Genomic DNA, 18,786 nt, shown 5'->3' with positions numbered 1-18,786 from the left:
CCATGATTGGCACTTTCCACGTGAGTCAGACCGAAACCCCCGACACCTCTGCGCCCACAGAGGGCTACGACGCCTACTCGATCCAGCAGAAGTGGCAGGCGCGCTGGGCCGAGGCCGACCCCTTCCGCGCCGGCGGCGCCGATGACACGCGCCCGCGCAAATACGTGCTCGGGATGTTCCCGTATCCTTCGGGCGACCTCCACATGGGCCACGCCGAGAGCTACGCGTACGTCGACATCGTGGCGCGGTTCTGGCGCCACCGTGGCTACAACGTCCTGAACCCGATCGGGTGGGACTCCTTCGGCCTCCCCGCCGAGAACGCGGCGATCCAGCGCGGGGCCGACCCGCGCGAGTGGACCTACGCGAACATCGAGCAGCACAAGAAGAGCTTCCGCGAGTACGGCTCGTCGTACGACTGGAGCCGCATCCTCCACACGAGCGACCCCGAGTACTACCACTGGAACCAGTGGCTGTTCCAGCGCCTCTACGAGCGCGGCCTGGCTTACCGCAAGGAGAGCCCGGTCAACTGGTGCCCCAACGACCAGACCGTGCTCGCCAACGAGCAGGTCGTCGACGGGCACTGCGAGCGCTGCGGCGCCGAGGTGATCAAGAAGAAGCTCACGCAGTGGTACTTCAAGATCACGGAGTACGCCGACCGCCTGCTCGACGACCTCAACCAGCTCGAGGGCTTCTGGCCGCAGAAGGTCATCCGCATGCAGCGGAACTGGATCGGCCGCTCGGTGGGCGCCGACATCGACTTCGAGATCGAGGGTCGGGCCGACAAGGTGACGGTCTTCTCGACGCGCCCCGACACGCTGCACGGCGCGACCTTCATGGTCGTCGCACCCGACAGCGACCTGGCCGCCGAGCTCGCCGCCGGCTCGTCGGCCGAGGTGCGCATGCGCTTCCAGGACTACCTCGAGAGCGTGCAGCGCGAGACCGAGATCGAGCGCCAGAGCACCGACCGCCCGAAGACGGGCGTGTTCCTCGACCGGTTCGCGGTCAACCCCGTCAACGGGGAGCGGCTGCCCATCTGGGCCGCGGACTACGTGCTCGCCGACTACGGCCACGGCGCCGTCATGGCCGTGCCCGCGCACGACCAGCGCGACCTCGACTTCGCGCGCGCCTTCGACCTGCCCGTCAAGGTGGTCGTCGACACCACCGCCCCGATCACCGGCGCGATCCCCGTCATCGAGCTCGACGAGGAAGGCGTGCCGATCGACCCCGGCCCCCTCGAGACGCTGGCCGACCTCGATCCCGCCACCACCGGCATCGCGCTGACCGGCGACGGCCGTGTCATCAACTCCGGCTCGCTCGACGGCCTGTCCAAGCGCAACGCGATCGCGCGCATCATCGAGCAGCTCGAGGCCGCCGGCACGGGGCGCGCGGCGAAGTCGTACCGCCTGCGGGACTGGCTCATCTCTCGCCAGCGGTTCTGGGGCACGCCGATCCCGATGATCCACACCGACGACGGCCGCATCGTTCCCGTCCCGGAAGACCAGCTGCCGCTGCGACTGCCCGACGCGCACGGTCTCGATCTCGCGCCCAAGGGCACGTCGCCACTGGGCGGCGCGACGGAGTGGATGAAGACGACCGACCCCGGGACGGGCGAGCCGGCGCTGCGGGATGCCGACACGATGGACACGTTCGTCGACAGCTCGTGGTACTTCCTGCGGTTCCTGGCGCCGAACGACCCGAACGAGGCGTTCCCGTCGCGCGAGGCCGACCGCTGGGCGCCCGTCGACTCGTACATCGGCGGCGTGGAGCACGCGATCCTGCACCTGCTGTACGCGCGCTTCATCACGAAGGTCCTCTTCGACATGGGGCTCATCGACTTCACGGAGCCGTTCTCGAGCCTGATCAACCAGGGCATGGTGCTCCTCGATGGCTCGAAGATGTCGAAGTCGAAGGGCAACCTCGTCGAGTTCGCGTCGAGCATGATCGACCCCGGCGCCGACGCGGTGCGCACCGCGATCGCGTTCGCCGGCCCGGTCGAGGACGACATCAACTGGGAGGACGTGTCGACCACCGGCGCCCAGAAGTTCCTCGCGCGCGCCTGGCGCGTCGCGACGGACGTCACGAGCGACCCCGACGTGGTGTGGGCGGAGGGCGACGCGTCGCTGCGACGCGTGACGCACCGGCTCCTCGCGGACGCACCCGGGCTGGTCGAGCAGACGAAGTTCAACGTGGTCGTCGCCCGACTCATGGAGCTGGTCAACGCGACACGCAAGGTGATCGACACGGGCGCCGGCCCCGCCGACCCCGCCGTGCGCGAATCCGCGGAAGCCACCGCCATGATCCTCGACCTGTTCGCTCCGCACCTCGCGGAGGAGATGTGGGAGGTTCTCGGGTACGACGGGTTCGTCGGCCTGGTGCCGTGGCGAAACGCCGACCCGACCCTCCTCGTCGAGGAGAGTGTGACGGCGGTCGTGCAGATCGACGGCAAGGTGCGCGGCACCCTGCGGGTGCCTGCGCGCATCGACGCCGCCGAGCTCGAGCGCCTCGCCCGCGCCGACGAGAAGGTCGTCCGCTCGCTCGCCGGCCGCGAGATCACGCGCGTGGTCGTCCGCCCGCCGAAGGTCGTCAGCTTCAGCACGCACTGACCTTCCTCCACAGGAAGACCTGGTCCCGGGGGTATGCACATCCCCGGGACCTGCCATGTCCGCGGCCCCGCGCACCTCCTAGCCTGGGGTCGTGACAGCCGGCGACCGCTCCGAGGGCGCGCCGGCCGAGCCACTGGCCGCGCGCCGCCGTCTCGGGATCGGAGCCGTCGTCGTCCTCGTGATCGCCGCGCTCGCGATCACGGTCGGCATCGGCATCCTCCGCGGTGCGATGGCCCCGGTCGATGAGGTCGTCGTCGACCAGACGCCCGCTCCCGCGCCGACGTCGGCGGACGAGCTGTACGTCCACGTCTCCGGTGCGGTGCAGACACCCGGCCTCTACCTGCTTCCGGCCGGCTCGCGCGTCGTCGACGCCGTCGCGGCCGCAGGCGGCTTCGCTGACGACGCCGACCGAGACGCTGTCAACCTGGCACGCACCCTCGACGACGGCGAGCAGCTGCCCGTCCCTCGCGAGGGCGACGCGCCGCCCGCCGCGACGGCAGCCACCGGCTCCGCGTCGTCCGGCGACGCGCGCGTGAACCTCAACACTGCCGACGCGACGCTGCTCGAGACCCTTCCGCGCATCGGACCCGCGCTCGCCGAGCGCATCATCGCGTGGCGCGACGACAACGGCGGGTTCACGAGCATCGAGGACCTCCTCGCCGTCCCCGGAATCGGTGACAAGATGCTCGAGTCCTTCCGCGACCTCGTGACGGTCTGACGTGCGACGCCGGCGCGGGCTGCGGCTGTTCCCCGTGGCCGGGACGTGCTGGGCCGTCGCCGCCGCGGCGATCCTCGCGCCCGCAGCGGCGCCCTGGATCGCCCTGACCCTCTGGGCGCTCGTGATCGCCCTGACCGTCGTCGTGCGGGCCGTGAGCACGTCCGCGGCCCTTCCGTCGCGCCGCACCGCCTCACGGACGCGATTCCGGATGCCTCGGCACACGGTGCGCCGAACGCTCGTGGTCGTCGTGCTCGCGGGCGCGGCCGCGGCGGCGGCGGCATCCCACGTCGCCCTGGCGCAGCCGGCTCGGACCGCGGTCGCCGATCTCGCCCTCGACGGCGGCCGGGCCGTCGCCGTCCGTGCCGACGTCGTCGGCAAGATCGAGCGTCGCGCCGACGGTTCGCTCGCCTTCGATGCCCGGGCGGAGCGGGTCTCGATCGGCAGCGAGAGTCACACGGCGGATGTCGAGATCACCGTGCGCGTCTCATCCGACGACGTCGACAGCCCGTGGCTGCTCGACGTCGGCGCGACCTTCGTCGCGCACGGCACCGCGACGCCCGGCCGGCCGGGGGAGCGGGCGGTGCTCGAGATCTGGGCCTCGCGCGGTGTCGAGGTCCTGAACCCGCCGGCCGGCGCTGCCGCCGCCGCCGGCGACCTGCGGCGCGGCCTCGTCGCGGCGGTCCAGGGTCTGCCCGGCGACGGCGCGGGGCTCGTGCCCGGTCTCGCGGTCGGCGACACGTCGATCGTGTCGCCGTCGCTCGACGCGGCGATGAAGGAGTCCTCGCTCTCGCACCTCACCGCCGTGTCAGGTGCCAACTGTGCCCTCGTCGTCGGCATCGCGTTCGCCCTCGCCGCGGCTCTCGGCGCCTCGCGAGGGCTCCGGGTCGCCGTCGGCCTGGCGGTACTCGGGGGCTTCGTGCTGCTCGTCACCCCCGAGCCGAGCGTCGTGCGCGCCGCGGCGATGGCCGCGGTCGCGATGCTCGCGGTGCTGCTCGGTCGCGCCGGCGCCGGGATGGCGCTGCTGTCGTTCGCCGTGGCGCTGCTGCTCGTCCTCGATCCGTGGCTCGCGGCCTCGCTCGGGTTCGCCCTGTCGGTCGTCGCGACGGGATCGCTGCTGCTGTGGGCGCGTCCGCTCGCCGCCGGCCTCGGCCGGATCCTCCCACGGCCGCTCGCACTCGCCCTCGCGGTGCCGCTCGCCGCCCAGCTCGCGTGCGGTCCGCTTCTGATCCTCATCGAGCCGACCGTGCCCGTGTACGGTGTGCTCGCGAACCTCCTTGCGGGTCCCGCCGCACCGGCCGCGACCGTGCTCGGACTCGCGGCGTGTGTCGGTGCGCTCCTGCCGTGGCTGCAATCGGGTCTCGCGGCACTCGCCTGGCTGCCGGCGTCGTGGATCGCTGCGACCGCGACCACCGTCGCCGCGCTCCCCGCGGACGCGCTGCCCTGGCTCGAGGGCGTGCCCGGGGCGCTGGCGCTCGCCGGGGCCGGTGCGTCGATCGGGTTCGCCATCGCCCTCGACCGCGGAGGATCCCGGGCGCTGCGCCTCACCCGCGGCGGGGCGGTCGCCGTCGTCGCCGTGCTGGTGGGCGCGGGGGTCGGCACGGCGGCGCTGACCACGGTCGCCGGCCGGTGGACCCTGCCCGCCGACTGGTCGGTGCTCGCGTGCGACGTGGGTCAGGGCGACGCCGTCCTGCTCCGGTCGGAGGGTGCCGTCGCGCTGGTCGACACCGGGCCCGACCCCGAACCGCTCGCCGCGTGCCTCTCCCGTGCGGGGCTCGACCGGATCGACCTGCTCGTCCTCACCCACTTCGATCTGGACCACGTCGGCGGGCTCGACGCGGTGCGCGGTCGTGTCGGGACGGTGCTCCACGGGCCTGGCGACGCCGCCGCGGAGACCGCGATCGCCTCGCTGACGGCGCGGGGAGCAGAGGCCACCGAAGCGGCCACGGGGCTCACCGGCTCACTCGGGGGCGCGCGATGGCGGGTCCTGTGGCCGAAGGCCGGCAGCCGCGCCTTCCCGTCGGGCAACGACGCCAGCGTCGTCCTCGACGTGCGGGGCGGGGCAATCCCTCCGACGCTTCTCCTCGGCGACCTGTCGGCCTCCCCGCAACGGGTGCTGACGGCATCCGGTGTCCTGGCCCCGCCGTACGCGATCGTCAAGACCGCGCATCACGGCAGCGCCGACCAGGATGCGGGGCTCTACATCGCCGCGCGACCGTCGATCGCTCTCGTGACGGTCGGCGTCGACAACGACTACGGGCATCCGCGCGACGAGGCGCTCGCGATCCTCGACGAGGTCGGCGCGCGGATCGTGCGCACCGACCGCGACGGCGCGATCGCCCTGTGGTCGGACGCCGGCACGGTGTCGCTGTGGCGCGACCGGGGCGGGTGAGTGCGGGCGACCGCCGTCGGTGGTCGTCGGTAGGCTGGGGGAATGGCTTCCCCCGCACGCCGAGCACCCGCGAAGGCCGCGCGCAGCGCCATTCCCCAGCTCACGTGGCGGGCGCCCCAGCCGGCGCCGATCGTGCTCGTGTCCGGACCGGAGGAGGTCTGCGCCGAGCGCGCGATCGCCGGCGTACGCGACTACCTCCGCGCCGAGGACCCGACGCTCGAGGTGTCCGACATCCGTGCCGATGACTACGCCGCCGGAACGCTCTTGGGCGTCACGTCGCCGTCGCTGTTCGGCGAGCCGCGGCTGGTCCGCGTGAGCGGCGTCGAGAAGTGCTCCGACACGTTCCTCGCCGAGGCCGTCGCCTATCTCGCCGCCCCGCAGGAAGGTGCGACCGTCGTACTCCGCCACACCGGTGCGAGCGTGCGCGGCAAGAAGCTGCTCGACGCGATCCGCGCCGGCGAGGGATCGGGCGTCGAGATCGCGTGCCCCGCCGTCAAGCGCGACGCCGACCGCTTCGACTTCGCCGCGGGGGAGTTCCAGGCGGCGAAGAAGCGCATCGCCCCGACGGCGCTGCGCGCGCTCGTCTCCGCCTTCGCGGACGACCTCACCGAACTCGCCGCGGCGTGCCAGCAGCTCATCGCCGATGTGCCCGGCGACGTCACCGACGACGTCGTCGAGCGCTACTACGGCGGCCGTGTCGAGACGTCAGCCTTCACCGTCGCCGACACGGCGATCGCGGGGCGCTACGGTGAGGCGCTCATCGCGCTGCGCCACGCGCTGGCGTCCGGTGCCGACCCGGTGCCGCTGGTCGCCGCTGTCGCGATGAAGCTGCGCACGATGGCGCGCGTGGCGGGCAATCGCGAGCCGGCCGCGGCACTGGCGTCACGCCTCGGCATGAAGGACTGGCAGGTCGACCGGGCCCGCCGCGACCTGGTCGGCTGGAACGAGGAGAGCCTGGGCCGCGCGATCCAGGCGACGGCACGGGCGGACGCCGAGGTCAAGGGCGGCTCGCGCGACGCGGTGTTCGCCCTCGAGCGCATGATCACGGTGATCGCCACGCGTGCGCCGTACGGCGCCTGACACGTCCCCCGCACCCCATGCGAAAGGCCCGCCCCTTGCGGGACGGGCCTTCACGCGACTCGGTGTCGCGGAGCTTGTCAGAGGCTCAGAGAGCGGCGACCTGCTTGGCGATGGCCGACTTGCGGTTCGCCGCCTGGTTCTTGTGGATGACGCCCTTGCTGACGGCCTTGTCGAGCTTCTTGGTCGCCGTGCCCAGCGCCTTCTCGGCAGCAGCCTTGTCGCCGGCCGCGATCGCCTCGCGGGTGCGACGGACGTGCGTCTTCAGCTCGCTCTTGACGGCCTTGTTGCGCTCGCGCGCCTTCTCGTTGGTCTTGTTGCGCTTGATCTGCGACTTGATGTTCGCCACGTGTCGACGTTCTTTCGTTCGAAGGTGAATCGGATTGATGTGCCGGTCAGCGGGAGAGGGGCGCTTCGCGGCGGTCGTGAGGGCGAACCCACACGCAAGCCAAACAAGGATTCTATCAGGTGAACCGATGGGCCATGGACACGCGCAGGAGTGCACGGCGGGGCCCTCCCATGATGCATGATCTACGCGTGGGTGCGCGCGTCGCTGGGGACGCGCGCTCACTGACGAAGGAGTCCGCCGTGCCGCAGCATCCGTCCGTCGATCTCTCACCGTTCCCGCCCGGCTTCCGGTGGTCGGCGGCGACCGCCGCGTTCCAGGTGGAGGGCTCGCGCGCCGCGGACGGACGCGGCCGGTCGATCTGGGACGACTTCGTGGGCACGCCCGGCGCCGTGCGCGACGGGGCGACCGCCGACCCGGGTCCGGACAGTTACCGGCGCCATCGCGAAGACGTGGCCCTGCTCGCCGCGCTCGGGGTCGATCGCTACCGCTTCTCGATCTCGTGGGTGCGCGTACAGCCCGAGCCGGGCGGCCCCGTGCTGCAGGCAGGCCTCGACTACTATCGGCGCCTCGCCGACGACATGCGCGACGCGGGGATCACCCCCTTCGCGACGCTGTACCACTGGGACCTGCCGAGCGTCCTCGAGGAGCGCGGCGGCTGGCTCGACCGCGACACCGCGCTGCGCTTCGGCGAGTATGCCGAGATCGTCTCGCAGGCGCTGGGCGACAGCATCCGTCACTGGTACACGCTCAACGAGCCGGTCTCGACCTCGCTGCAGGGCTATGCCGTCGGCACGCTGGCGCCGGGCAAGCAGCTGCTCTTCGGCGCCCTGCCGACCGTTCATCACCAGCTGCTCGCGCACGGCCTCGCGCTGCGAACGCTGCGCGCCGTCGGCGCCGAGGAGGTCGGGATCGTCAACAACCACACGCGCGTCTCGCCGGCAGCCGAGACGGATGCCGACCTCGGCGCCGCAGCCGTGTACGACCTGCTCCACAACCGCGTCTTCGCCGACCCCGTGCTCACGGGCGCCTACCCCGACCTCGAGTCGTTCGGCATCCCGCCGATGCCGGTCGAAGACGGCGATCTCGAGCTGATCTCGGCGCCCGGGGACTTCTACGGCATCAACTTCTACAACCCGACGACCGTGGCCGCCGCGCCCGAGGGCAGCCCCGTGCCGTTCGAGATCGTGCCCACTCCCGGCGCGCCCGTCACCGGTTTCGGGCCGGAGTGGCCGATCGTGCCCGCGGCACTGACCGGCCTCCTGCTCGACTTCCGCGAGCGCTACGGCGACCGCTTGCCGCCGCTCGTGATCGGCGAGAACGGGGCGTCGTTCCCCGAGCCCGACCACGTCGCCGGCCCCGTCGCCGATGCGGACCGGATCTCATACCTCGCGGGCCACATCGACGCGGTCGGTGCGGCCGCGCGCGCCGGCGTCGACGTGCGCGAGTACACGGTGTGGTCGCTGCTGGACAACTTCGAATGGGCCGACGGCTGGTCCCAGCGGTTCGGGCTCGTCCACGTCGACTTCGATACGGCCGCTCGCACGCCCAAGGCGTCGTTCGACTGGTACCGCGCCCTCATCGCGGAGGCACGCGCGTGACCGCCCCGCAGGGCGCCAAGGTCGGCGCGGGCTGGTTCACCCTCTTCACGCTCGCGTGGCTCGCGCTGTGGACCGTGCAGCTGACGCCGCTGCAGCTGCTCATCCCGCTGCAGCTGAACACTCCGGACGACGCCGACGGGTGGGTGTCGGGAGTCGTGTCATCGGGCCTCGTGCTCGCGATCGGCGGCATCGCCGGTGTGATCGCGGCGCCGATCGCGGGCGGCCTGTCCGACCGCACCCGCGGCAGGAGGGGACGCCGGCGCCCCTGGGCGCTCGGGGGAGTGTGGCTCGCCGCCGCGTCCCTTGCCGCGATCGCCTTCGCGTCCGGTCCGTGGGGCGTGGGGCTCGCCTGGGTAGGCGTCTCGGTCGGCGTCGCCGTGGCGTCCGCCGCCTTCACCGCGCTCATCGCCGATCAGCTGACGACGCAGCGGGGCGCAGCATCCGCCGCCGTCTCTTCCTCGCAGGCACTCGGCATCGTCGTGGGTGTCGGAGTCATCGTGCTCCTCGAACTCGGCGTCGTGGTCGGTTACCTCGTGCTGGCCGGCTTCCTCACGGTCGTCGGCACGGCGGCGGCGCTCCTCCTGCCCGACCCGCCGGCGCGCGCCGACGTCGCGGTCGCGCGCGAGGTGCGCACGCTCGGCGAGCGGCTCGCGGCCCTGCGCGACCGCGACTTCGCGTGGCTCCTGGCCGGACGCCTCACGGTGAACATCGGCAACGCGCTCGGCACCGGGCTGCTGCTGTTCTTCCTGCTGTACGGACTGCACCGCGACCCTGCGACGGCCGAGGACGAGCTGCTGCTGCTGATCCTGGTGTACACGCTGTTCGTCGTGGTCTCCTCGATCGCGTCGGGGTGGATCTCCGACCGCACCGGGCGACGGATCCCGTTCGTCGTGTGGTCGGCCGTCGTCCAGGGTCTCGCGTCGATCATCCTGGTGGTGGCGCCGTCGCTCGCCACGGCGATGATCGCGGCGGCGCTCCTCGGCGTCGGCTACGGGGCGTACATGTCGGTGGGCCTCGCACTCGGCACGGACTTGCTGCCGTACCCGGAGGACCACGCGCGCGACCTCGGCTTCGTGAACGTGTCGGCGAGCCTCGGCCAGCTCATCGGACCACTCCTCGGCGCCGGCTTGGTCGCGCTCGTGGGCGGCTTCTGGCTGCTGTTCCTCGTCGGGGGCGTCCTGTCGATCGCCGGCGGCTTGATGACCTACGCGATCCGCAGCCGCGAGCGTGAGTCGTCAGCGGTGTGACGCCTCCAGCGTCGCGAGGGCGACCTCGAGGAGCGCGTTGAACACGCGCGGGCGCATCGCCGTGACGAGATGGGAGGTGCGCGGCACGACGATCAGTTCGGCGTGCTGCGCCACCTTCATGAACAGCTTCTCGTTGGCGCGCAGCTGGTCGTACTGACCGCTGATGAACCACAGCGGCACCTCGATGCGGTGAAGGGCCGCCAGCAGGTCCAGCACCGAGAGGCTGCGCAGGGCCGCGTCCTGCGTGTCGAAGGCGTACCCCCCGGCGCCGAAGTCGGGCCGCGTCTCACTCGGCAGCGTGCGGTCGAGCACCTGGTTCGTGAGCCACATGCCCCGGTCGGGGAGCGCGTCGAACCGGCGCGCCAGAAAGCGGTAGGTCTGCAGGGCGAGGCCGCGGGGGATGGCGGTGCAGGAGGCCGCGATGAAGCCCGCGACCGGCGGCGGATCCTCCGCCCCGACGTACTCGATGCACAGCAGCCCGCCCATCGAGTGGCCCGACAGCAGGACGGGACCGCGCTCCGCCGCGGCGCGCACCGCGGAGTCGATCGTCTCGAACGCCGACTCGAGCGAGAACTCCTCGGCCATGCGCGAGCCGTGCCCCGGCAGGTCGACGGCGGCCACCGGAATGCCGCGGTTCGTCAGGTACTCGACCTGCGCGCGCCACATCGTCGCGGACGTCCGGATGCCGTGCACGAGCACGACCTGGACGACCATGACGCCAGGGTAGCGGCGCATGCCCGCTTAGCATGGCGGCATGCCCGAGATCGCCCCGCACATCGCGCGCATGCCCGGTTCCGGCGTGCGCCACATCCTCGAGCAGGCGCTGCGCCGCCCCGGCACGATCATCCTCGCGGTGGGCGAGCCGGGCGAGGTCGCGGGAGAGCGGATCCGGGATGCTGCGTCCCGGGCGTGGCACGACGGCGCGATCCGCTACACCCCCAACGGCGGCATCCCGGCCCTGCGCGAAGCGATCCGCGACAAGCTCGCGCGAGAGAACGCGCTGGACGTCGACCTCGAGCAGATCTGGGTGACGGTCGGCGCGACTCAGGCACTGCATCTCGCGATGGCGCTCACGCTGTCGGAGGGCGACGAGGTGCTCGTGCCCGACCCCGGTTACACGACCTTCACGATGAACGCCCATCTCCTGCAGGCGACACCGGTGCCGTATCCGCTGCGGCCCGAACGCGCGTTCCAGCCGGAGCTCGGCGAGCTCGAGGCGCTCGTCACGCCGCGCACGCGCGCGCTCATCGTCAACACGCCCTCCAACCCGCTCGGCTCGACGTTCGACCGGGCGACGCTGGAGGCGCTCCTCGCTCTGGCGCGCCGCCACGACCTGTGGCTCATCAGCGACGAGGTGTACGAGCGCTTCACCTGGGGCGAGCCGCACGTGAGCCCCGCGACGCTGGACGCCGACGGCCGCGTGCTGTCGGTGTTCTCGATGTCGAAGACGTACGCGATGACCGGAGCCCGGGTGGGCTGGCTCGTCACCCCTCCGGGGTGGCGGCAGACGATGCTGCGCGTCCAGGAATCGGTGGTCAGCTGCGTCGACGAGCCGTCGCAGCGGGCGGCCGCCGAGGCGCTCGCCGGCGACCAGGGCGCGGTCGCGCACAGCGCGGCGCACTACCGCGACAACCTCGCCGCGGCGACGGCGCTCCTCGACGCCCAAGGGCTCCGATACCTCGACCCGACCGGCGCGTTCTACCTCTGGATCGACGTGTCGCACGTGTCCGCCGGTGACGTCGTGGCGTGGTGCGAGCGGTTCCTCGACGAGCACGGCGTCGCGGTGGCTCCGGGGAGCGCCTTCGGCGCTTCGGGCGAAGGCTGGATCCGCGTCTGCGTGGCGAGCGATCGCGACGAGCTGCTCGAAGGCCTCGGCCGCATCCCCGCTCCTGCCTGACCCCGGCGCCGTCGCCGGGGCTCGTCGAGGGGCGCGCACCCGTACAATCGTCTGGACATGTCACCGCGCGCCCTGAAGCCCCTCGAGCCCTCTGCCACGCCGCCCGAGCTGATCCGCAACTTCTGCATCATCGCCCACATCGACCACGGCAAGTCGACGTTGGCCGACCGGATGCTGCAGATCACCGGCGTCGTCTCCGACCGCGACATGCGCGCGCAGTACCTCGACCGCATGGACATCGAGCGCGAGCGCGGCATCACGATCAAGTCGCAGGCCGTGCGCATGCCCTGGGCGACCGCCGACCAGACCTTCGCGCTCAACATGATCGACACCCCCGGTCACGTGGACTTCACGTACGAGGTCTCGCGTTCGCTCGCCGCCTGCGAGGGGGCGATCCTCCTGGTCGACGCCGCGCAGGGCATCGAGGCGCAGACCCTCGCGAACCTGTACCTCGCGCTCGAGAACGACCTGCACATCATCCCCGTGCTCAACAAGATCGACCTGCCGGCGGCCGACCCCGAGAAGTACGCCGCGGAGCTCGCAGGCCTCATCGGCGGCTCGCCGGACGACGTGCTGCGCGTGAGCGGCAAGACCGGCATGGGTGTCGAGACGCTGCTGGACCGCATCGTCGAGCAGATCCCCGCTCCGAAGGGGAACGCGGATGCCCCGGCCCGCGCCATGATCTTCGACTCGGTGTACGACTCCTACCGCGGCGTCGTGACCTACGTCCGCATGGTCGACGGCAAGCTGGAGCCGCGCGAGCGCATCCAGATGATGTCGACGAAGGCGACGCACGACCTCCTCGAGATCGGCGTGTCGAGCCCGGAGCCCGTTCCCACGAAGGGGCTCGGCGTCGGCGAGGTCGGCTACCTGATCACCGGCGTGAAGGACGTCCGCCAGTCCAAGGTCGGCGACACCGTCACCAACCAGCGCAAGCCTGCGACCGACGCGCTCGCCGGCTACACCGACCCGAAGCCGATGGTCTTCTCGGGGATCTACCCGATCGATCAGAGCGACTACGCCGACCTGCGTGAGGCGCTCGACAAGCTCAAACTGTCGGACGCGTCCCTCCAGTACGAGCCCGAGACGTCGGTGGCGCTCGGCTTCGGCTTCCGCTGCGGCTTCCTGGGCCTTCTGCACCTCGAGATCATCACCGAACGCCTCTCGCGCGAGTTCGACCTCGACCTCATCACGACGGCACCGTCGGTGACCTACGAGGTCACGACCGACACCGGCGAGACCGTCGTCGTCACCAACCCGAGCGAGTACCCCGACGGGCGCGTCGCCGAGGTGTCCGAGCCGGTGGTGAAGGTCGGCATCCTGCTGCCCAAGGACTACGTCGGCACCGTCATGGAGCTCTGCCAGTCGCGCCGCGGATCGCTCCTGGGCATGGACTACCTCAGCGAGGACCGCGTCGAGCTGCGCTACCACATGCCCCTCGGCGAGATCGTCTTCGACTTCTTCGACCAGCTGAAGTCGAAGACCCAGGGCTACGCGAGCCTCGACTACGAGCCCGCCGGCTCGCAGACCGCTGACCTCGTGAAGGTCGACATCCTGTTGCAGGGCGACAAGGTCGACGCGTTCAGCTCGATCGTGCATCGCGAGAAGGCCTACGCCTACGGCACGATGATGACCGAGCGCCTGCGCAAGCTCATCCCGCGCCAGCAGTTCGAAGTGCCGATCCAGGCCGCCATCGGCGCCCGCATCATCGCTCGCGAGAACATCCGGGCGATGCGCAAGGACGTCCTGGCGAAGTGCTACGGCGGCGATATCTCGCGCAAGCGCAAGCTCCTCGAGAAGCAGAAGGAGGGCAAGAAGCGCATGAAGATGGTCGGTCGCGTCGAGGTCCCCCAGGAGGCGTTCATCGCCGCGCTCTCAGGGGACGTCGAGGGTCCTGCCAAGAAGTGACCCGACTCGCGAAGTAGGCTGGAATCCATGCGTCGAGGAACCTTCCGGGACGACACCGTCGACTATGCCGCTGTCGGGGCGACCCAGGCGCCGGATCTGATGCAGTACCCGCCGGAGCGCAGCATCCCGGCGGAGCAGTCCTGGCGCATCGGCAGCGGCGAGGCCCGCTTCCGTGCCGCGAGCGAGGCTCTCATGTCGTGGACCGCGCAGCGCGGCGCCGGGCTCGATCTCACCGACGTGCGTCCCGCGTCCGGCCCCATGTACTCGGGTGTGAGCTTCGACGCCGAGGGCAACCCGGTTGCGCCGAGTCGGTCCGAGGCCGAGCAGCGGTTCGACGCCGACGGCACCCCGTTCGTCGGCGCCGGCACCACGATCCGCGTCGACGGCCGCGTCAAGGGGCTGCGCGCCGATGCGGAGCTCCGCGTCATCTTCGCGGTGGAGGAGCCTCGCCGCGTGGGCTTCGCGCTGGGCACGGTGAGCGACTCGGTGGTGAGCGGCGAGGAGTCGTTCATGCTCGACTGGTACGACAACGACGAGGTCTGGTTCACCGTCCGCGCGTTCGACGCGCCGCGCGCGGTGCTCTACCGGATGCTTCCCGGGCTGACGAAGCGCCGTAGGCGCGAGCTGTTCACGCGCTACCTGCGCGCGATCTCGCCGCTGTACACGACCCCCGCGTGAGGCGCTGATGGGCTCCGCTCTTCCGCTCGGCGAGCCCGTTCCCTCGGACGGCTCGCTGCCTTCGGGCGCGCGCATCGATCCGGCCACCGAGTTCAGCGTGTATCTGCACGTCCCGTTCTGCCGCGTCCGCTGCGGCTACTGCGACTTCAACACGTACACCTCGTCCGAGCTGCGGGGCGCCCGTCAGGACGAGTACGCCGACACGCTGCTGCGCGAGGTCGCCCTGGCCGCGCCCGTGCTCGAGCGCGCCGGAGGCATCCGTCCCGCCTCGACGGTGTTCTTCGGCGGCGGCACGCCCACGCTCCTCCCGCCGGGCGACCTCGCTCGCATGCTGGCAGGTGTCCGTGACACGTTCGGCATCGCCGACGGCGCCGAGATCACTGTCGAGGCCAACCCCGACACGGTCACCCCCGCCGTCGCGGCCGAGCTCGCAGCATCCGGTGTCACGCGTCTGTCGATCGGCATGCAGTCGGCGGTCTCGCACGTCCTCGCCTCGCTCGACCGCACGCACGATCCCGACAACGTCCGCACTGCGGTCGCGGCGGCGCGCGGTGCAGGACTCGACGTGAGCGTCGACCTGATCTACGGTGCCCCGGGCGAGTCCCTGGACGACTGGCGCACGTCGCTCGAGGCCGCGGTCGCGCTCGAACCCGATCACGTCTCGGCGTACGCGCTCATCATCGAGGACGGCACCAAGCTCGCCCGGCAGATCCGCCGCGGCGAGGTCACCGCGCCCGACGACGATCTGCAGGCCGACATGTACGAACTGGCCGACGACACGCTCGCCGCCGCCGGGTTCGACTGGTACGAGGTGTCGAACTGGGCGCGCGGCGACGGGCACCGCTCGCTGCACAACCTCGCGTACTGGGTCGGGGCGGACTGGTGGGGGTTCGGCCCCGGCGCGCACAGCCATGTCGCCGGCGTGCGATTCTGGAACGTCAAGCACCCCGCGGCCTACGCGCAGCGGCTCGCGGCTGGGGAGTCCCCGGCTGCAGGACGCGAGATCCCGGATGCTGCGGCCCGCACCCTCGAGACCGTGCTGCTGCGCACGCGCATCCGCGAGGGACTGCCCGTGGAGGAGCTCCTCGGCGAGGGCCGTCACGCGGTCGCCGCGCTCATCGCGGACGGTCTCATCGAGGGCCACGCCGCCCTGCGGGGGAGGGTCGTGCTCACCCGCCGCGGCCGCCTCCTCGCCGACGCCGTGGTCCGCGCGCTCACGGACTGACGCCGGCCGCACGTGCGCGCCCGGCCGCGACGGCAACCCTACCTGCGTCGCTCGACGATGCGGACAGGGGCATCGGATAGAATTGGCACTCCAGTCATGCGAGTGCCAGCTGCGGCGTGAGGAGGCGGGATGGTCAGCGAGCGAGGACTGCAGGTACTGCGCGCGATCGTTCAGGACTACGTCGACACGCGCGAGCCGGTCGGCAGCAAGGCGATCGTCGAGCGCCACGCCTTCGGCGTGTCCGCGGCGACGATCCGCAACGACATGGCGCTGCTCGAGGACGAAGAGCTCATCGTGGCGCCGCACACCTCGTCGGGCCGCGTGCCCACCGACAAGGGCTACCGCGTGTTCGTCGACCATCTCGCTGAACTGCGCCCCCTCTCCGCAGCGCAGCGCTCGGCGATCGCAGCCTTCCTCGACGGCTCCGGCGACCTCGATGAAGTGCTCGTGCGAACCGTGCGCGCGCTCACGCAGCTGACCGGCCAGGTCGCGATCGTCCAGTACCCGTCGTTCGCTCGTGCGACCGTCACCCACGTCGAGCTGGTTCAGCTCGGCGGCGGACGCATGCTGGTGATCGTCGTCACCGACACGGGCCGCGTGTCGCAGCGCCTCACGTTCGTCGGCGAGGACTTCGACGACGCAGACCTCGCGCGCATCCGCGCCGGACTCGGCACCCTCCTGGTGGGTCGCCCCGTCCGCGAGGGGCTGCAGCGCATCGCGGACCGGCTCGAGGATCCCGATGCGCAGGCGCCGGCGCACGAGCGCGCGACGGATGAGATCGTCCGCGCCGTCGCGGAGGAGCTCGAGGAGTTCCGCCAGGACAAGCTCGTGATGGCCGGCAGCGCCAATCTCGCCCGCCGCGAGTCCGACTTCCGCGGCAGCATCTACCCGCTCCTCGAGGCGATCGAGGAGCAGGTGACCCTGCTGCGGCTGATGGGCGAGATGGTCGCCGACGAACACGGCCTCTCGGCCAGCATCGGCCGCGAGAACGAGGCGTTCGGCCTGGCCGAGGCATCCGTCGTCGCCAGCGACTACGACGCGACGGGCTCGCTCGCCCGTGTCGGCGTGCTCGGCCCGACGCGCATGGACTACCCCACGAACCTCGCGACGGTCCGCGCCGTCGCGCGCTATCTCACGCGCATGCTCGAGCAGGACGACAGCTCCCGCTGACGCACGCGCGCACACACGATCCCGCGGCATCGCCGCGGCAGGAAGGCGAATGTGGCTGACCACTACGAGGTCCTCGGCGTCTCACGCGACGCCACCACCGACGAGATCAAGAAGGCGTACCGCAAGCTGGCCCGACAGCTGCACCCCGATGTGAACCCGGGGGAGGAGGCGTCCGAGCGCTTCAAGCTCGTGACCCACGCCTACGACGTGCTGAGTGACCCCGAGCAGCGCGCCCGCTACGACATGGGCGGCAGCGACTCGCCGTTCGGGGGCGGCGCCGGCGGCTTCGGCGGGTTCAACGACATCTTCGAGACGTTCTTCGGTGCCGCGGGCGGCTCGCGCGGCGGTCGTCCGCGGTCACGCCGGGAGCGCGGCCAGGACGCGCTCGTGCGCGTCACGCTCGAACTCGGCGACGTCGTGTTCGGCACGCACCGCGACATCGAGGTCGACACCGCCGTGGTGTGCGAGACCTGCCAGGGATCATGCTGCCAGCCGGGCACGAGCCCGGTCACGTGCGACATCTGCCACGGCACGGGCAACGTCCAGCGCCAGGTGCGCAGCCTCCTCGGCAACGTCGTCACGACGCAGCCGTGCAACGTCTGCCAGGGCTACGGCACGACGATCCCGTACCCGTGCGCCACCTGCCAGGGGCAGGGCCGCGTCCGCGCGCGTCGCACCGTGTCGCTCGACATCCCCGCCGGCGTCGAGACCGGGCTGCGCCTGCAGCTCCCCGGCTCGGGCGAGGTCGGCCCGGCGGGCGGGCCCAACGGCGACCTCTACATCGAGGTCACGGTGCAGCCCCACGAGGTGTTCAGCCGCGACGGCGACGACCTGCTCGCGACGCTCGAGGTGTCGATGCCCGACGCGATCCTCGGGACCACGACGACGATCCAGTCGCTCGACGGCCCCGTCGACCTCGAGGTGCGGGCGGGCGTGCAGGCCGGCGACATCCTGACGATCAAGGGCCGCGGCATCACGCCGCTGCGCGGCTCGCAGCGCGGCGACCTCAGGGTCGGCGTGCACGTGGTCACGCCCACGCGCCTCGATCACAAGGAGCGCGCCCTCATCGAGGAGTTCGCCAAGCGCACCAAGGCTCCTTCGCCCAAACTCGCCGAGTTCCACCAGGGCCTCTTCGCCAAGCTCCGCGACCGCTTCCGGAACGGCTGACCCGTGACCCTGCACTTCCTCCTCGACCAGCCCGTCGACGCCGCTCCCGGCGAGGCGGTGACGCTCACCGGCACGGAGGCGCACCACGCCGCGACCGTGCGCCGGGTGCGGGTCGGCGAGGAGGTCACGGTGGGCGACGGCCGGGGCGCCTGGCTCACCGGCTCCGTCGAGTCGGTCGCACCGCGCGAGGTCGTCGTACGCATCCACGGACGGACGGATGCTGCGCCCCCGCGCCCCCGCATCGTGCTGGTGCAGGCGCTGGCCAAGGGGGATCGCGACGAGCTCGCCGTCCAGGCGGCGACCGAGCTCGGCGTCGACGAGATCGTGCCGTGGCAGGCCGCCCGCAGCGTCTCCCGGTGGGACGCGGCGAAGGCGGCGAAGGGCCGGGCCCGCTGGGCGACCATCGTGCGTGAGGCGGCGAAGCAGGCGCACCGCGCGTGGGTGCCGGAGGTGGCGGAGCTGAGCACCACCGCGGCGCTCGCGCGCCGGGCGGCAGCATCCGTCGTCCTGATTCTGGAGCCGACGGCGTCCGAGCGGCTGAGCGCTCTCGCGCTCGAGCCGGGGGACGGGCGCGACGTCGTCCTCGTGGTCGGGCCCGAAGGCGGCATCGCCCCGGAGGAGCTCGACGCCCTCACGAGCGCGGGCGCACGACCCGTGCGCCTCGGCGAGACCGTGCTGCGCACGTCGACGGCCGGTCCCGCCGCGCTGGCCGTCGTCAGCACCGCCCTCGGCCGCTGGTGAGCGGCGGGCCGCAGCCGTC

Annotated in this window: 15 protein-coding genes; 13 read left to right on the top strand and 2 right to left on the bottom strand. The window is 71.8% G+C overall.

Translation table 11 applies throughout. The features are described from left to right. Positions 1–2 precede the first annotated feature (2 nt). The 4 genes from leuS (at position 3) to holA (ending at position 6,790) form a co-directional block, all read left to right on the top strand. Complete coding sequence (gene leuS / locus ACVN90_RS09515; RefSeq protein WP_475101867.1) at positions 3–2,603, top strand: leucine--tRNA ligase; 2,601 nt, start codon at positions 3–5, stop codon at positions 2,601–2,603. A 91-nt stretch (positions 2,604–2,694) separates the two neighbouring features. Continuing rightward, positions 2,695–3,321 carry a helix-hairpin-helix domain-containing protein gene (locus ACVN90_RS09510; RefSeq protein WP_475101866.1) on the top strand — a complete coding sequence of 209 codons (627 nt, stop codon included), beginning with the start codon at positions 2,695–2,697 and terminating at the stop codon, positions 3,319–3,321. Position 3,322: 1 nt separating this feature from the next. Further along, positions 3,323–5,710, top strand: coding sequence for a ComEC/Rec2 family competence protein (locus tag ACVN90_RS09505; RefSeq protein ID WP_475101865.1), 2,388 nt, complete (start codon positions 3,323–3,325; stop codon positions 5,708–5,710). A 42-nt stretch (positions 5,711–5,752) separates the two neighbouring features. Continuing rightward, positions 5,753–6,790, top strand: coding sequence for a DNA polymerase III subunit delta (holA, locus tag ACVN90_RS09500; RefSeq protein ID WP_475101864.1), 1,038 nt, complete (start codon positions 5,753–5,755; stop codon positions 6,788–6,790). 85 nt (positions 6,791–6,875) lie between these two features. Here the strand turns inward: holA and rpsT are convergent, their stop codons facing one another. Then, on the bottom strand, positions 6,876–7,136 hold the full coding sequence (gene rpsT / locus ACVN90_RS09495) for a 30S ribosomal protein S20 (RefSeq protein WP_045302706.1): 261 nt from the start codon (positions 7,134–7,136) through the stop codon (positions 6,876–6,878). Positions 7,137–7,375: 239 nt separating this feature from the next. Here rpsT and ACVN90_RS09490 point away from each other — a divergent pair, with 239 nt between their 5' ends. Continuing rightward, entirely contained in the window at positions 7,376–8,734 is a 1,359-nt protein-coding gene (locus ACVN90_RS09490; RefSeq protein WP_475101863.1) for a GH1 family beta-glucosidase, read from the top strand. After that, complete coding sequence (locus tag ACVN90_RS09485; RefSeq protein WP_475101862.1) at positions 8,731–9,981, top strand: MFS transporter; 1,251 nt, start codon at positions 8,731–8,733, stop codon at positions 9,979–9,981. The genes ACVN90_RS09490 and ACVN90_RS09485 overlap by 4 nt, the downstream gene beginning before the upstream one ends. Here the strand turns inward: ACVN90_RS09485 and ACVN90_RS09480 are convergent. Beyond that, entirely contained in the window at positions 9,970–10,695 is a 726-nt protein-coding gene (locus ACVN90_RS09480) for an alpha/beta fold hydrolase (protein ID WP_475101861.1), read from the bottom strand. The two genes, ACVN90_RS09485 and ACVN90_RS09480, sit on opposite strands and share 12 nt — an antisense overlap. Positions 10,696–10,735: 40 nt before the next feature. Between ACVN90_RS09480 and ACVN90_RS09475 the strand changes: the two genes are divergently transcribed. From ACVN90_RS09475 to ACVN90_RS09445, 7 genes are all read left to right on the top strand, one after another. Next, positions 10,736–11,878: a pyridoxal phosphate-dependent aminotransferase gene (locus ACVN90_RS09475; protein WP_475101860.1), complete on the top strand. Its 1,143-nt coding sequence runs from the start codon at positions 10,736–10,738 to the stop codon at positions 11,876–11,878. Positions 11,879–11,935: 57 nt separating this feature from the next. Further along, complete coding sequence (lepA, locus tag ACVN90_RS09470; RefSeq protein ID WP_376006386.1) at positions 11,936–13,786, top strand: translation elongation factor 4; 1,851 nt, start codon at positions 11,936–11,938, stop codon at positions 13,784–13,786. 27 nt (positions 13,787–13,813) lie between these two features. Then, positions 13,814–14,464, top strand: a complete 651-nt coding sequence (locus ACVN90_RS09465; RefSeq protein ID WP_475101859.1) for a DUF1990 family protein — start codon at positions 13,814–13,816, stop codon at positions 14,462–14,464. Positions 14,465–14,471: 7 nt separating this feature from the next. After that, complete coding sequence (gene hemW / locus ACVN90_RS09460; RefSeq protein ID WP_475101858.1) at positions 14,472–15,689, top strand: radical SAM family heme chaperone HemW; 1,218 nt, start codon at positions 14,472–14,474, stop codon at positions 15,687–15,689. Positions 15,690–15,818: 129 nt separating this feature from the next. After that, positions 15,819–16,859, top strand: coding sequence for a heat-inducible transcriptional repressor HrcA (gene hrcA / locus ACVN90_RS09455; RefSeq protein ID WP_475101857.1), 1,041 nt, complete (start codon positions 15,819–15,821; stop codon positions 16,857–16,859). Between the two features lie 51 nt (positions 16,860–16,910). Further along, a complete protein-coding gene (dnaJ, locus tag ACVN90_RS09450) occupies positions 16,911–18,026 on the top strand; it encodes a molecular chaperone DnaJ (RefSeq protein ID WP_475101856.1) in 1,116 nt (371 codons plus the stop codon). Positions 18,027–18,029: 3 nt separating this feature from the next. Further along, complete coding sequence (locus ACVN90_RS09445) at positions 18,030–18,767, top strand: 16S rRNA (uracil(1498)-N(3))-methyltransferase (RefSeq protein WP_475101855.1); 738 nt, start codon at positions 18,030–18,032, stop codon at positions 18,765–18,767. The last annotated feature ends 19 nt before the right edge of the window (positions 18,768–18,786 follow it).

The organism is Microbacterium sp. F01 (assembly GCF_056156365.1).
Note: the sequence above shows the minus strand (reverse complement) of the source record. Positions and strands in the feature narration are given on the sequence as shown.

Excerpts from the sequence above, each read along its gene's own strand:
- ACVN90_RS09480 (WP_475101861.1), bottom strand. The coding sequence starts at position 10,695 with ATGGTCGTCCAGGTCGTGCTCGTGCACGGCATCCGGACGTCCGCGACG.
- hrcA (WP_475101857.1), top strand. The coding sequence starts at position 15,819 with ATGGTCAGCGAGCGAGGACTGCAGGTACTGCGCGCGATCGTTCAGGAC.
- holA (WP_475101864.1), top strand. The coding sequence starts at position 5,753 with ATGGCTTCCCCCGCACGCCGAGCACCCGCGAAGGCCGCGCGCAGCGCC.
- lepA (WP_376006386.1), top strand. The coding sequence starts at position 11,936 with ATGTCACCGCGCGCCCTGAAGCCCCTCGAGCCCTCTGCCACGCCGCCC.
- ACVN90_RS09475 (WP_475101860.1), top strand. The coding sequence starts at position 10,736 with ATGCCCGAGATCGCCCCGCACATCGCGCGCATGCCCGGTTCCGGCGTG.
- ACVN90_RS09465 (WP_475101859.1), top strand. The coding sequence starts at position 13,814 with ATGCGTCGAGGAACCTTCCGGGACGACACCGTCGACTATGCCGCTGTC.
- leuS (WP_475101867.1), top strand. The coding sequence starts at position 3 with ATGATTGGCACTTTCCACGTGAGTCAGACCGAAACCCCCGACACCTCT.
- hemW (WP_475101858.1), top strand. The coding sequence starts at position 14,472 with ATGGGCTCCGCTCTTCCGCTCGGCGAGCCCGTTCCCTCGGACGGCTCG.